Genomic DNA, 13,500 nt, shown 5'->3' with positions numbered 1-13,500 from the left:
GAGGAGGGCGAGCATGGACTGGAAGATCGAGCTCATCTTCGTGCCGGTGACCGACGTCGACCGCGCGAAGGACTTCTACGTGAAGATCGGCTTCCATGCCGACCACGACCAGGTCCCGTTCGAGGGGCTGCGGTTCGTTCAGATGACTCCTCCGGGATCGGCCTGCTCGATCGCGTTCGGCACGGGCCTCGGGCTGGACCTCGAGCCCGGTCGCCAGAACACGATCCAGGTGGTCGTCCCCGACGCCGACGAGGCGCTCACGCACTTGCGCGGACTCGGCGTCGAGGCGGAGGGCGTCGACGAGCAGGCGTGGGGCCGGTTCGTGCGCTTCGCCGATCCGGACGGCAACACCTGGACGCTGCAGCAGCTCCCGGACCGCTCGGCACAGGTCTGACCCATCCGGGCAGGCCCGGCCGGAGAGGCGCCGGGAAGCGGGCTGTCGGCAACGCGATGGACGTTGTCCGTTCCGCGGAACCGACGGTGGTTACCGTCGAGAGGCGAAGCTCCGCCTCCCCGTTCTGTTGCTCCCACGTCCCCGAGGTCTCCATGTCGATCCGTTCCGCTGTCGCTGCCGTCGCCGCCCTCGTGTGCGCCCTCGTCCTGACCGGATGCGCCCCGTCCGCACCGACCGAGGACGGTGGCGAGCGACGCGTGTTCGCTGAGCCTGAGGCCGGTGCCTACCCGGTGGAGATCGACCACGCGTATGGGACGACAACCGTCCGGGCGCAGCCCCAGCGTCTCGTCGTGATCGGCTGGAGCGGGGCGGACATCGCCATCCAGCTCGGCACGGTACCCGTCGCGCAGGGCATCGCGGCCGGCGGCGAGAGGGAGTACTACCCCTGGGTGGAGGACGCGATCGAGGAACTCGGTGCCCCGCTCCCCGCGGTCGACGCGTCGTTGGAGCGCGGCGAAGTGGATCTGGAGTATGTGCTCGCGCAGCGACCCGACCTCATCGTGGCGATCAACTCCGGCATCACGGAAGCCGAGTACCGACGTCTGACGGAGATCGCGCCGACGATCGCCTTCCCCGGCACAGCCTGGGCGACCTCCGTGGACGAGCACATCGAACTCATGGGCGTTGCCCTCGGGCGCCCCGCTTTCGCCGTAAGCATCCGGGAGGGCGTCGAGGACCGAATCGCCGAGACGGCCGCGCGCCATCCGGAGTTGTCCGGGGTGAGCTACGTGCAGGGGTTCGTCCCGACGGACGACGGCCAGCTCGTCCTCTTCGGGACGGCCGACGCGCGCAGCACGGTGCTGGCAGGGCTCGGGCTCCGACAGCTCGACGAGACCGTCGCCCTCCAGCACCGCGCCGGCGATCCGAGCAGCTTCACGATCGGCCTGGAGGAGCTCCTCCCGCTGAAACCGGACGTCTTCGTGACCTTCGCGGAGCACGACGTCTGGCGGGAGGCGGTGACGGCGCACGCGGCGTTCGCGTCCTGGGATCCGGTTGCCCACGAGCGCGTGGCCCTTCTGGAGGACCGCATGGTGGGGCTGGCGCTGTCCACGGCGACCCCGCTCGGCATCGACTGGGGAATCGATGCCGTCGCCGAGACCGTCTCTGCGGCCCTCGACTGACGGGAGGCGCGGCGAGACCGCGCACGTCCTGCCGGAGAAGGACGTGCGCGGTCTCGCCGGCGGGCCTCAGTCCTGCCCGGCGTTGTCCTTCGTGACGAGTGTCCCCGGAAGCTCGTACTGCGTCTTCTCCGGCGCAGTGCCGGCGGCGTTCGCCTCGATCAGATCGGCGACCTGCGCCGCGATCGCCTCCCAGTCCTGCTTCACCGTCGCGGTGAACGGGCCGCCCTTCGCGACCTCGGCCAGGGCGAAGTCCTGCCCGTCGATGCCGACGACCGGGACGCCCGTGACGCCCGCGGCCTGCAGCGCCTGCGTGGCACCGAGAGCTGGCTCGTCCCAACCGCCCCAGATGCCGGTCACCGCGTCACCGTGTGCGGAGAGGAGATCCTGCACCGACTTGCGGGCGTCGTCGACGGGACCGGGCACCTCGACGTGCTTGGACTCGAGGATCGTGATGCCCGCCTTCTCGAACACGGCCTTCGCACCGGCGGCACGCTCCTTGACTCCGGGGTGCGGGTCATGCGTCAGCATGACGACCGCGCCCGTGCCGCCCATGGCCTCGATCAGGGCGTTCGCGCTCTGCTCGCCGAGGTCGGTGTTGTCGCTCGTGACGTTGGCCGCGATGCCGTCGGCCTCGGCGGCGTCGATCGCGAACACCGGGACGCCCGCATCCGCCGCGGACTTCAGCCCGAGCGAGACCTGGGTGGGGTCCCCCATGCCGAGCACGATCGCGTCGGGCTGCTGCGCCGCGGCGTTCTGGAACGCGCTGTTGAGCTTGTTCATGTCGCCGGCGGTGTCCTCGACGCTGACCTGCCAGCCCCGGGACTCCGCGTCCTCGGTGAAGAGGTCGATGACCTCCTTGGTGGACGCGTTGCTGAGGTACGGCGTGACGACGGCGATCGTCATGGCGGCGTCGCCGCTGCCCGCCGAGCCGGCCGACGCCGAGCCGGAGCAGGCGGTGAGGGCCAGGCTCGCGGCGGCGACGATGCCGCCGATCAGCGCGAGGGTCCTTGTCTTCTTCATCGTGGATGCCTTTCGTGGGTGGGTCGGGACGGGTCAGCGATCGCGGAAGGTCGGGGCGAGCGCGTCGTACAGGGCACGGTGGACGGGGATCAGGCGCTCGTACGCGGAGGCCTGGGCCGACGGTGGCGTCGCGGTCCCGGCGTCGAGCGTGCCGAACAGCGGCTCCGGCCGGGTCGGCAGTCCGAGGACGGACCCGACGGCCCGGATCGCAGAGTGCGTGCCCGGATCCTCCGCCTCACCCGTGACGATCGTCGCGCCGAAGACGTCGGCGAGGATCTGCCGCCAGGCCGGGCTGGACGCCGCCCCGCCGACGAGCGGGATGCGGTGCTGGGCCATGCCGAGCTCGTCGCTGGCGTGGCGCAGCGCGAGAGCCACGCCGGTCAGCACGGCGAGATGGAAGTCGATCGGCTGTGTCGCCTCGTGCACGCCGACGAACGCCCCGCGGAAGTCCGCGTCGCGCACCGGGGTCCGCTCTCCGCCGAGCCCCGGCAGGGCCAGCGGTCGGACGCCGAGCGCCGTCGGATCCGCCATGCGGTCTGCCGCGAGCGCGTCGACCGCCCGGAAATCGAGCCCGGGGAGGAACGTCCGGCGCGACCAGTCCGCCGTCGATCCCGCCGACTGCACGGCGCCGATCCGCAGCCGGGTCTCCCATCCGGGCATCACGAGCGAATGGATGGGCGACGGGACCGCGGCCGGGTCCGCCTCGGTGACCGCGGCGAGCCAGCCGGTGGTGCCGAGGTAGACGTAGGCGTCACCCGGTGCGACGCCCACGAGGCCGTCGGTCGCCGAGCCCGCGTCGCCCAGGGCGTGCACGACGGGGATCCCGGCGCGCACGCCGAGCTCCCCCGCCGCCGCCGTGCCGACGCCGCCGATCAGCGCGTCGTCCGACCCGGCCCCCAGGAGCACGGGGAGCTGTTCGGCCCTCGCTCCCGTCGAGACGAGGACCTCGGTCAGCCACGTGCGGCGGGACACGTCGAGCAGTCCGGTGGTCGACGCGGTCACGACGTCGCAGGCCGCGACGCCGGTCGCCCGCCAGGCGATGTATCCGGGTGCGCCGAACAGCAGGTGCTCGGCGCCGTCCAGACGGTCCGGGTCGTTCTCGGCGAGCCAGGCGATCTTCGCCGCGACGTTCGTCGGGTCCTGGTGGTTCCCGGTCCGCCCCTCCCAGTCCCCGTGCGCGGCCCGCAGTCGTGCGTGCGCGGCGCCGGCGCGGGTGTCGGAGTAGAGGAGCACCGGGCCCCGGGCGCGCCCGCGGGCGACCGTGATCAGATCCTGCATCTGGCCGGTGACGCCGATCGCGTCGATCCGAGCGCCCAGTCCCGTCTCGGCGATGACCGCGGCGGCCGCCGCCCACCAGTGGTCCGCATCCTGCTCGGCGCGCCCGCCCGGTCCCGTCACGGTCGGGTACCCAGCCTGTGCCCGGGCGAGGACCGTGCCGTCGGAGGACGCCACGGCGAGCTTCACGCTCGAGGTGCCGAAGTCGAGACCCGCGATGACGGTCACGTCAGCGGCGCTTCCTGCTCAGACGGCTGAGGCTGACCGCCAGGACGATGATGAGACCGGTCAGGATCTGCTGCACGTAGCTGTTGACCTGCATGATGTTGAGGCCGTTGCTCAGGACCCCGACGATCCCGAGGCCCACCACCGTCCCCCCGATCGTCGGCTGGCCCGCCCGGGAGAGCGTGATCCCGAGGAACACCGCCGCGATCGAGGACAGCATGAACGGATCCGCGGCGGACGGGTGCGCGGAGGCGAGCCGTGCGGTCAGGACGATGCCCGCGAGCGCAGCGCCGAACCCGGATACGAGGAACGCGGAGAACCGCACCGCGCGCGTCTTGACCCCGGACAGTCGCGCCGCCTCCGCGTTCCCGCCGACCGCGTACCAGCTGCGGCCGATGACGGTCTTGGACAGGACGAACCAGACGATCAGGGCGACGACGACGGCGATGACGACGGGCACCGGGATCATGCCGAGCCTGCCCTGCCCGAGCCAGACGAACGCGTCCGGGAGACCGAAGACGGTCGTGCCGCTGGAGAGCAGCAGGGCGAGCCCGGAGAACGAGGTCATGGTGGCGAGGGTCGCGATGAAGGCGGACAGCCCGAGGTAGGCGACGAGGAACCCGTTCACGGCGCCGGCGATCACGCCCGCGCCCAGGCCGATGAGCACCGCCACCGCCGGGTGCATCCCGCCGACCAGCAGTTGTGCGGTGATGACGCCGACGAGGCTCGCGAGCGATCCCACGGACAGATCGAAGTCGCCCACCACCATGACCACCGTCTGCACGGCCGCGATCATCGCCAGGATCGCGACCTGCTCCAGGATGTTGGTGAAGTTCAGCGGCGTGAAGAACACCTGCGGCTTCATGGCGGCGAACAGGACGATCAGCCCGACCAGGCCGATGAGGGTTCCGTAGGAGGCCAGGCGCGCGGGGAGCGCGGCACGCCGCGGCGTCGTCGCCGTGGTCGTCTCGGTCGTTGTCATCATGCGGACTTCCTGTAGCAGAGGTGGAGGATGGACTCTTCGGTGGCGCCCGCCGCCGGGACGACTCCGGTGAGTCGTCCTTCGTGCAGCACGGCGATCTCGTCGGCGAGGCCGAGCAGCTCGGGGATCTCGCTCGACACCACCAGGACGGCCACGCCCTCGTCGGCGAGCCGGCGGATCAGCTGGTAGATCTCGGCCTTCGTGCCGATGTCGATGCCGCGGGTCGGTTCGTCCAGCAGCAGGACGCGGGGGCGGCGTTCGAGGTACTTCGCGAGGACGACCTTCTGCTGGTTGCCGCCGGAGAGCTCGTCGACGGGCTGGCGGATCGAGGTCGCCTTGATCTGCAGCTCCGTCGCCCGGCGCTGCGCCGTCTCCCGTTCCCGGGCGCGGCTGAGCACCCCGAGGGTGCTGAGCGCACGGAGGTTCGCGAGGGCGATGTTCGCCTGCACCGAGTCCGTCATGACCAGCCCCTGGCTGCGGCGCTCCTCCGGCACGAGGGAGATCCCCGCATCCATGGACGCGCCGAGCGAGCGCCCGGTGACATCGGCGTCGCCCAGCCGGACCGTCCCTGCTCGGGCGCGCTGGGCCCCGGCGACGATCTTCAGCAGCTCGCTGCGTCCGGCGCCCGCGAGCCCCGCGATCCCGAGCACCCGACCGGATCGCGCCTCCAGCGTGACGTCCCGCAGCGTGTACCCGGAGAGCCCCTCGACGCGCAGGACGACCTCGCCCGGAGCGTCGGACCGGGGCGGGTACACCTGTCCGTGCTCACGCCCGATCATCGCCGAGACGACGTCGTCGGTGTCGGTCTCCGCGATGGGCTTCGTCCACACGTGGCGCCCGTTGCGCATGACGGTGGCCGTGTCGGCGAGCGCGAAGACCTCCTCCAGGCGGTGCGAGACGTAGAGGATCGCGGTGCCGGCGTCGCGCAGCGCGCGCAGCACGCCGAACAGCTGCTCCGTCTCCGTGTCGGTGAGGGCGGCCGTCGGCTCGTCGAGGATGAGCACGCGGGCGTCCCGGGCCAGTGCCCTCGCCAGCGCGATCATCGTCTGCTGGACGGCCGACAGCTCCCCGACGGGGACGTTCAGCGGGATCCGCTGCCCGAGGCGGGCGAGCTGCTCGCCCGCGTCGCGGTCGAGGCGGCGTCGGTCGACCAGCCCGCGGACCCCCGGCGGCCGCATGCCGAGGAAGATGTTCTCGGCCGCCCCGAGCGTCGGGACGAGCGTCAGTTCCTGCGGCAGAGCGACGACACCGAGCGCCTGCCCGTCGCGCACGGACTTCAACGACCGCGGCTGTCCGTCGACGAGGAGCTCGCCGGCACTCGTCGCCGTCGCACCGGAGAGCATCTTGATGAGCGTGGACTTCCCGGCCCCGTTCTCGCCGAGGAGGGCGTGGATGCTGCCGGCGTGGAAGTCGAGGGTGATGTCGGACACGACGCGGACGGCACCGTAGTCCTTGCTGAGTCCGCGGGTGCCGAGCACGGCGGTCCGTGTGAGCGTTGACGTCATCGTCATCTCCTGTCGTGAGGGCGTCAGCGGCTTCCGCGCATGAACGGGAGCGAGCTGTCCGCGAGGGCCGTCGCGTCGCGGGAGAGCACCAGCGACAGCCCCCCGTCGTTGGCGTGGCGTTCGGCGGACACGACGACCGTGTCCCCGGCCGTCAGCGCCCGGTCGTCCAGGACCGGGATGCCGTCCGAGCTGAAGGTCAGCCGGGACGAGAGCAGGGCGGACTCGCCGGTCCTGCGTCCGAGGAGCCGGGCGGACTCGTCGTCCAGGCTGGTCGCCTGCACCGTCTCGTGCGCGCGCTCGACCCGGATCCCGTGCGCGTCCTGGAGGACGTCGTAGAGGGAGCGCTCCACGAGCTGGTCCGGCTCGACCCCGCGCGCGAACTCGGGCGGCAGCAGCGAGGTCTGGAGGATGAACGGCACGCCGTCCACGAAACGCAGTCGCACCAGCTCGACGGCCTCGGGCGCGGGCAGCCCCATCCGCTGCTGTTCGAGCGGCGAGATCTCGATCGGCGCGAATCCCAGCACCTCGGTGCTCAGGCGTCGCCCCGACGCCTCGACCTGGGCGGCGAGGCTTGCCAGCCGGCCGAGCGGGAGATGGAACGGGCGACTGCGCACGTACGTGCCCTTGCCCTGCTCGGTCGTCAGCAGGTCCTGCTCCGTGAGGAGCTGGATCGCCTGGCGGACCGTCATCAGCGTGACCCCGAAGCTCTCGGCGAGCTCCTTCTGCGCGGGCAGGGTCTCCCCGGCGGTCAGCTCGCCGTCGGTGATGGCGAGGGTGATCGCGCGGGCGATCGCCACGTACTTCGGCAGTCCGTCGTTGCGGCTGAACGAGATGCGCTGCGGACTCCAGGTCCCCTCCACCGTCATCGGATGACCTCCTCCGCGCTCCGCAGCGTGCGGCCGACGAGGGCCGGTGCGACGGCGTCGACGAGCGCGGTGACGGCCTCGGGCCCCTCCTCCGCGGCGCGGACGAGCTGGGTGCCGATGATCGCGCCGTCCGCACCGGTGGCCATGAGCGACTCGACCTCGTCGGGGCCGCGCACCCCGAAGCCGACGCACACGTGGTAGCGACGCTCGCCGAGGGCCTCGGCGAGCTCGGTGAGCCGCTCCTGCGCCTTCGCCGGGTTGAAGACGCCGCCGGTGCGGAGGTCGGCCGACTGGAGGTAGATCACGGGCTCGTCGATCGCGCTCGCGGCGAGGAGCGGCAGGTCCTCCTGCCGGTAGAGGAACAGCACGGGCTCGATCCCCCGCGCCTGCGCCTGCGCGCCCAGGGCGAGCTGTTCGGCCATGGGGTGCTGCGGGAGGAGGTAGGCGTCGATGTCCGCCGCGACGAGTGCGTCGAAGAACGCGTCCGTGGCGATCCCGTCGAACGTCGAGGCGTAGGCGAGGGCGACGATCGTGTCGTCGTCGGTCGACCGGCTGCGCGCGGCCAGCTCCAGGGCCGCGGGGATCCCGTCCAGGTGGGCGGACGCGCGCTCGGCGGCGGCCTGGATGAGGGGGCCGTCCAGGGCGGGGGCGGGGCCGGGCATGCTGACCTCGAGAGCATCTAGGCCCGCGTCGAACGCCGCCTGCGCGACGCGGCGGAACTCGTCCGGCGCCGGGAACCCCGCGGGCAGGAACCCCATCAGCATTCCGCGCCGTTCAGAGGCCAGCTGCCCCAGCCGGCGCTTCAGTCGCGTGACCATCGTTCTCCCTCGAACCAACTCTTCTAGAGTACTAGATCACCATAGAGCGACCGGCGCCCCTGCGCAAGCACGAGTCCGGGACTCTGGCGCACTCCCGCAGCTGCGCGCGGCTCGTGACGTGATCGAGTGGGTTTCGATTCGAAGCCGCCGCGGGTAGGTTCGTGGTCATGTCTGACGCGGATCGGGAGGCGCCGCGTCGGCCGTGGCTGCTCCGCCTGATCGGCGGGCTCGCGCTCGACGTCGGACTCTGGCTCGGCGTCTACTACCTCGTGCTCGCACTCGGCGGGAGCCTGATCGTCGCCCTGATCGCCGCCGGTGGCGTCGCGCTGCTGCGCGCACTGTATGTCGGCATTCGGACGCGAGCGGTCGATGCCTTCCTCAGCATCGTGGTGCTGTCGTTCCTCGTCTCGGTGCTGCTATCGCTGCTGACCGGGGACCCACGAATGCTGCTGTGGAAGGGCGTCGTCATGACCGGCGTGTGGGGCGCAGCGACCCTGACCACGCTGCGCGTCGGGAAGCCGTTGCTGTTCAGCATCACCCAGCGACTGCTTGCACCCGGGATGGAGGGCCGCCGCGAGTGGCTCCGCCTCTGGGAGACGAGCACCCCGTTCCGGTGGCTGTATCGCCGGCTGACGCTCGTCTGGGGTGTCACGTTCCTGTGCTTCGCCGCCGCGCAGGCGATCCTGATCCTCACGGTGCCGGTCGGCCTCGCCGCGCCGGCTCTCTCTGCGGCATCGCCCCTCGTGAGCATCGGTCTGATCGGCTGGACCATCTGGTACTCGCAGCGCGCGGAACGCAGCCTCGATCGCCCGCTGGACGATGCCGAAGCACGCGCGGCCGCCGCGGCCCACACCCGCGACATCCGGTAGACGCCCGTATCCCCTTGATCGCGGTCGGCACACGGCGAATCTCCACGCACGCCGGCCTCCCACACACGACGGATCCGCCCCACCCTCCCGGAGGAGCGTGGGGCGGATCCTTGTCTCTGTCGGCCGTCAGCGAAGGTCGCGGCACAGGGAGGCGCCGGACCTGCACCAGCTTTCTAGAAGTCCCAGTCGTCGTCCTCGGTGGCGACGGCCTTGCCGATGACGTACGAGGAGCCGGACCCTGAGAAGAAGTCGTGGTTCTCGTCAGCGTTCGGCGAGAGCGCCGACAGGATCGCCGGGTTCACGTTCGTGACCGTCGACGGGAACATCGCCTCGTACCCGAGGTTCATCAGCGCCTTGTTCGCGTTGTAGTGCAGGAACCGCTTGACGTCCTCGGTCAGGCCGACTCCGTCGTACAGGTCCTGCGTGTACTGCACCTCGTTGTCGTAGAGCTCGTACAGCAGGGAGAAGGTGTAGTCCTTCAGCTCGTCGCGCTTGGCCTGGTCGACCCGCTCGAGCCCCTTCTGGAACTTGTACCCGATGTAGTAGCCGTGAACGGCCTCGTCGCGGATGATCAGGCGGATGAGGTCCGCCGTGTTCGTCAGCTTCGCCCGGCTCGACCAGTGCATCGGCAGGTAGAACCCGGAGTAGAAGAGGAAGGACTCCAGCAGCGTCGAGGCCACCTTCCGCTTCAGGGGCTCGTCCCCGCGGTAGTAGTCCATGACGATCTGCGCCTTCTTCTGCAGGTTCGGGTTCTCCACCGACCAGCGGAAGGCCTCGTCGATCTCCTTCGTCGAGCACAGCGTCGAGAAGATCGAGGAGTAGCTCTTCGCGTGCACCGACTCCATGAACGCGATGTTCGTGTAGACGGCCTCCTCGTGCGGGGTGATCGCGTCGGGGATGAGCGAGACGGCGCCCACCGTGCCCTGGATGGTGTCCAGGAGCGTGAGGCCGGTGAACACGCGCATCGTCAGCGTCTGCTCCTCCGGGGTGAGCGTGTTCCACGACTGGATGTCGTTGGACAGCGGCACCTTCTCCGGCAGCCAGAAGTTGTTCACCAGACGGTTCCAGACCTCGAGGTCCTTGTCGTCCTGGATGCGGTTCCAGTTGATCGCCTGGACGTGGTCGACCAGCTTGAGCGATTCGGGGGTCATGTCTTTCCTAGATCGGTCGTTGAGCGAGCGAAGCGGTCGCGAGGGTCAGAGCATGCAGGAGACGCACTCGGTCATGTCGGTGCCCTCCAGTGCCAGCTGACGCAGACGGATGTAGTAGATCGTCTTGATGCCCTTGCGCCAGGCGTAGATCTGCGCCCTGTTGATGTCACGCGTCGTGGCGGTGTCCTTGAAGAACAGCGTCAGGGACAGCCCCTGGTCCACGTGCTGCGTGGCGGCGGCGTAGGTGTCGATGACCTTCTCGTAGCCGATCTCGTACGCGTCCTGGTAGTACTCCAGGTTGTCGTTCGTCATGAACGGCGCCGGGTAGTACACGCGCCCGAGCTTGCCCTCCTTGCGGATCTCGATCTTCGACGCGATCGGGTGGATCGAGCTCGTCGAGTTGTTGATGTAGGAGATCGATCCGGTCGGCGGGACCGCCTGCAGGTTCTGGTTGTAGATGCCGTGCTTCTGGATGCTCTCCTTCAGCGCGACCCAGTCCTGCTGCGTCGGGATGTGCTTGCCCGCGAACAGCTCCTTGACCTTCTCGGTCTCGGGCTCCCAGGCGCGCTCGATGTACTTGTCGAAGAACTCCCCCGACGCGTACGTCGAGTCCTCGAAGCCGTCGAAGGCGACGCCCCGCTCGATCGCGAGGGCGTTGGACGCCCGCAGCGCGTGGAACAGCACCGTGTAGAAGTAGATGTTCGTGAAGTCGAGCCCCTCCTCGGAGCCGTAGAACACCCGCTCCCGCGCGAGGTAGCCGTGCAGGTTCATCTGCCCGAGGCCGATCGCGTGCGAGCGGTCGTTGCCGTCCTCGATGGAGCGGACCGAGCCGATGTGGCTCTGGTTGCTCACGGCGGTCAGCGCGCGGATCGCGGTCTCGACGGTCTGGCCGAGGTCGTCCGCGTCCATCGCCAGCGCGATGTTCATCGAGCCGAGGTTGCAGGAGATGTCCTTGCCGACCTGGCTGTAGGAGAGGTCCTCGTTGTACGTGGTCGGCGTGTTGACCTGGAGGATCTCGCTGCAGAGGTTCGACATGTTGATGCGGCCCTTGATCGGGTTCGCCTTGTTCACCGTGTCCTCGAACATGATGTAGGGGTAGCCCGACTCGAACTGGATCTCCGCGAGGGTCTGGAAGAACTCGCGCGCGTTGATCTTCGTCTTCTTGATGCGCGGGTCGTCGACCATCTCGCGGTACTTCTCCGTGACGGAGATGTCGCCGAAGGGCACGCCGTACACACGCTCGACGTCGTACGGCGAGAACAGGTACATGTCCTCGTCGTTCTTCGCCAGCTCGAAGGTGATGTCCGGTACGACGACGCCGAGGGACAGCGTCTTGATGCGGATCTTCTCGTCGGCGTTCTCGCGCTTGGTGTCGAGGAACCGCATGATGTCCGGGTGGTGCGCGGAGAGGTACACCGCGCCCGCGCCCTGACGCGCGCCGAGCTGGTTGGCGTAGCTGAAGCTGTCCTCGAGGAGCTTCATGACCGGGATGATGCCCGAGGACTGGTTCTCGATCTGCTTGATCGGCGCGCCCGACTCGCGGATGTTCGACAGCAGCAGGGCGACGCCCCCGCCGCGCTTGGACAGCTGCAGGGCGGAGTTGATGCCGCGGGCGATCGACTCCATGTTGTCCTCGATGCGCAGCAGGAAGCAGCTGACGAGCTCGCCGCGCTGCGCCTTGCCGGCGTTGAGGAAGGTCGGGGTCGCCGGCTGGAAGCGACCCGAGATGATCTCCTCGACGAGGCTGACGGCGAGCTTCTCGTCGCCGTCCGCGAGCGCGAGGGCCGTCATCACGACGCGGTCCTCGAAGCGCTCCAGGTACCGCTTGCCGTCGAAGGTCTTCAGCGTGTAGCTCGTGTAGTACTTGAACGCGCCGAGGAAGGTCTCGAAGCGGAACTTCTTCGAGTAGGCGAGGTCGTTGAGCTTCTGGATGAAGTCGAACGAGTACTTCTCGAGGACGGCGCCCTCGTAGTACTCCTTCTCCACGAGGTAGTCCAGGCGCTCCTTGAGGGAGTGGAAGAACACCGTGTTCTGGTTCACGTGCTGCAGGAAGTACTCCCGCGCGGCACGCTTGTCGGCGTCGAACTGGATCTTCCCGTTCGCGTCGTAGAGGTTGAGCATGGCGTTGAGGGCGTGGTAGTCCAGCCCCTCGTACGCCGGGTTGACCTTGAAGGCCGCCTCTTCCTTCACTGCGTCATGCTCTGCATGCTGGACTGCAATACCCACCATCGTTCCAATCCGTCGCTCACGCGATCGACGTCTTCCTGTGTGCCGAACACTTCGAGCCGGTACAAGTGAGGCACGTGGCACTTGCGGCTGACGATGTCGCCGGCGAGGCAGAACGCATCGCCGAAGTTCGTGTTCCCCGCGGAGATCACTCCGCGGATGTGTCGCCGGTTGCGCTCGTCGTTGAGGAACCGGATCACCTGCTTGGGGACGGCGCCCTTCTCCTCGCCACGCCCCTGGCCACCGCCATAGGTGGGGGTGACGAGGACGAAGGGCTCATCGACGACGAGCGGCTCGTCCCCGCGGTGCAGCGGGATGCGCTTCGCCGGCAGTCCCAGCTTCTCGATGAAACGCGCGGTGTTGCCCGACACGCTCGAGAAGTAGACCAGGAGCGGCGCGGCGGTTGCGACGGCGCTCATGATCGGCCTTACGCCAGTCGCGAGGCGAGCTCGTCGATCTTGTCGGGACGGAAGCCCGACCAGTGGTCCTCGTCGGTGACGACGACCGGCGCCTGCATGTACCCCAGGGCCTTGACCTGCTCCAGCGCCGCCGGGTCCTCCGACAGGTCGTGGATCTCGTACTCGATGCCCTTGGCGTCGAGCGCGCGGTACGTCGCGTTGCACTGAACGCAGGAAGGCTTCGTGTAAACCGTGATGGACATGTTCTGCCTCTTCTTCCCCTCAAAACCCGGTGTTCACCCGGTGGACCCTCACCGGGACTTCAATACTACATATGGGGACCGACATTCGGGTCGACCACAAGGGATAGTAGTTACATCCATGTAGTTTTCCACCGCTCTCCCCTGATACAACACAGGTTGTCCACGGTTTCATCCACAGGCGATCACCCGGATCCGAGCCCCGCGAAGCGCGGATTCCCGGGCCTCGCGGACCGCCCCGGCGGATCCCTCCACAGGGGGGACGCTAGAACCGGCCTCCGACATTCCCCAGCCTGTGGAATCCGCCCTCCGGCGTGTCGTCGGCGTGTC

13 protein-coding genes are annotated in these 13,500 nt (G+C 69.1%); 3 read left to right on the top strand and 10 right to left on the bottom strand.

All coding sequences use genetic code 11. From position 1 onward, the window contains the following. Window positions 1-13 precede the first annotated feature (13 nt). The gene (locus tag V6R91_RS13455; protein ID WP_336395725.1) at window positions 14-394 is read left to right on the top strand and encodes a VOC family protein; all 381 of its coding nucleotides are present in this window, start codon (window positions 14-16) and stop codon (window positions 392-394) included. Window positions 395-546: 152 nt separating this feature from the next. Then, window positions 547-1,575 carry an ABC transporter substrate-binding protein gene (locus V6R91_RS13450; RefSeq protein WP_336395724.1) on the top strand — a complete coding sequence of 343 codons (1,029 nt, stop codon included), beginning with the start codon at window positions 547-549 and terminating at the stop codon, window positions 1,573-1,575. Window positions 1,576-1,641: 66 nt separating this feature from the next. On the opposite strand, the gene V6R91_RS13445 is transcribed toward V6R91_RS13450, so the two are convergent. Genes V6R91_RS13445 through V6R91_RS13420 form a run of 6 tightly spaced genes read right to left on the bottom strand, consistent with a single transcriptional unit; the run spans window position 1,642 to window position 8,266 of the window. Then, window positions 1,642-2,595, bottom strand: coding sequence for a sugar ABC transporter substrate-binding protein (locus tag V6R91_RS13445; RefSeq protein WP_336395723.1), 954 nt, complete (start codon window positions 2,593-2,595; stop codon window positions 1,642-1,644). A gap of 33 nt (window positions 2,596-2,628) precedes the next feature. Further along, entirely contained in the window at window positions 2,629-4,098 is a 1,470-nt protein-coding gene (locus tag V6R91_RS13440) for an FGGY family carbohydrate kinase (protein ID WP_336395722.1), read from the bottom strand. A gap of 1 nt (window position 4,099) precedes the next feature. Next, the gene (locus V6R91_RS13435; protein WP_231820316.1) at window positions 4,100-5,080 is read right to left on the bottom strand and encodes an ABC transporter permease; all 981 of its coding nucleotides are present in this window, start codon (window positions 5,078-5,080) and stop codon (window positions 4,100-4,102) included. Beyond that, window positions 5,077-6,582, bottom strand: coding sequence for a sugar ABC transporter ATP-binding protein (locus V6R91_RS13430; protein ID WP_231820315.1), 1,506 nt, complete (start codon window positions 6,580-6,582; stop codon window positions 5,077-5,079). Before V6R91_RS13430 ends, V6R91_RS13435 begins: the two co-directional genes overlap by 4 nt. Before the next feature lie 23 nt (window positions 6,583-6,605). Next, window positions 6,606-7,448, bottom strand: coding sequence for a GntR family transcriptional regulator (locus V6R91_RS13425; protein ID WP_219085496.1), 843 nt, complete (start codon window positions 7,446-7,448; stop codon window positions 6,606-6,608). Then, complete coding sequence (locus tag V6R91_RS13420) at window positions 7,445-8,266, bottom strand: tryptophan synthase subunit alpha (RefSeq protein ID WP_336395721.1); 822 nt, start codon at window positions 8,264-8,266, stop codon at window positions 7,445-7,447. The genes V6R91_RS13425 and V6R91_RS13420 overlap by 4 nt, the downstream gene beginning before the upstream one ends. 167 nt (window positions 8,267-8,433) lie before the next feature. Between V6R91_RS13420 and V6R91_RS13415 the strand changes: the two genes are divergently transcribed. Beyond that, window positions 8,434-9,135: a VC0807 family protein gene (locus V6R91_RS13415; protein ID WP_336395720.1), complete on the top strand. Its 702-nt coding sequence runs from the start codon at window positions 8,434-8,436 to the stop codon at window positions 9,133-9,135. A 173-nt stretch (window positions 9,136-9,308) separates the two neighbouring features. Here the strand turns inward: V6R91_RS13415 and nrdF are convergent, their stop codons facing one another. The 4 genes from nrdF to nrdH are packed head-to-tail and all read right to left on the bottom strand — an operon-like array spanning window position 9,309 to window position 13,173. Beyond that, complete coding sequence (gene nrdF, locus V6R91_RS13410; protein ID WP_067244868.1) at window positions 9,309-10,286, bottom strand: class 1b ribonucleoside-diphosphate reductase subunit beta; 978 nt, start codon at window positions 10,284-10,286, stop codon at window positions 9,309-9,311. 45 nt (window positions 10,287-10,331) lie between these two features. Next, window positions 10,332-12,476, bottom strand: coding sequence for a class 1b ribonucleoside-diphosphate reductase subunit alpha (nrdE, locus tag V6R91_RS13405; protein ID WP_336395719.1), 2,145 nt, complete (start codon window positions 12,474-12,476; stop codon window positions 10,332-10,334). After that, window positions 12,473-12,931 (bottom strand): class Ib ribonucleoside-diphosphate reductase assembly flavoprotein NrdI, encoded by a 459-nt coding sequence (gene nrdI, locus V6R91_RS13400; protein WP_084344453.1) that lies wholly within the window; start codon window positions 12,929-12,931, stop codon window positions 12,473-12,475. The genes nrdE and nrdI overlap by 4 nt, the downstream gene beginning before the upstream one ends. Window positions 12,932-12,939: 8 nt before the next feature. Continuing rightward, a complete protein-coding gene (gene nrdH / locus V6R91_RS13395) occupies window positions 12,940-13,173 on the bottom strand; it encodes a glutaredoxin-like protein NrdH (protein ID WP_067202914.1) in 234 nt (77 codons plus the stop codon). Window positions 13,174-13,500: the final 327 nt, after the last annotated feature.

The sequence above is a fragment of the Microbacterium sp. CCNWLW41 genome (assembly GCF_037083505.1).
Note: the sequence above shows the minus strand (reverse complement) of the source record. Positions and strands in the feature narration are given on the sequence as shown.

Coding starts and splice junctions, on each gene's coding strand:
- V6R91_RS13455 (WP_336395725.1), top strand. CDS start 14: ATGGACTGGAAGATCGAGCTCATCTTCGTGCCGGTGACCGACGTCGAC.
- V6R91_RS13450 (WP_336395724.1), top strand. CDS start 547: ATGTCGATCCGTTCCGCTGTCGCTGCCGTCGCCGCCCTCGTGTGCGCC.
- V6R91_RS13445 (WP_336395723.1), bottom strand. CDS start 2,595: ATGAAGAAGACAAGGACCCTCGCGCTGATCGGCGGCATCGTCGCCGCC.
- V6R91_RS13435 (WP_231820316.1), bottom strand. CDS start 5,080: ATGATGACAACGACCGAGACGACCACGGCGACGACGCCGCGGCGTGCC.
- V6R91_RS13430 (WP_231820315.1), bottom strand. CDS start 6,582: ATGACGTCAACGCTCACACGGACCGCCGTGCTCGGCACCCGCGGACTC.
- V6R91_RS13425 (WP_219085496.1), bottom strand. CDS start 7,448: ATGACGGTGGAGGGGACCTGGAGTCCGCAGCGCATCTCGTTCAGCCGC.
- V6R91_RS13420 (WP_336395721.1), bottom strand. CDS start 8,266: ATGGTCACGCGACTGAAGCGCCGGCTGGGGCAGCTGGCCTCTGAACGG.
- V6R91_RS13415 (WP_336395720.1), top strand. CDS start 8,434: ATGTCTGACGCGGATCGGGAGGCGCCGCGTCGGCCGTGGCTGCTCCGC.
- nrdF (WP_067244868.1), bottom strand. CDS start 10,286: ATGACCCCCGAATCGCTCAAGCTGGTCGACCACGTCCAGGCGATCAAC.
- nrdI (WP_084344453.1), bottom strand. CDS start 12,931: ATGAGCGCCGTCGCAACCGCCGCGCCGCTCCTGGTCTACTTCTCGAGC.
- nrdH (WP_067202914.1), bottom strand. CDS start 13,173: ATGTCCATCACGGTTTACACGAAGCCTTCCTGCGTTCAGTGCAACGCG.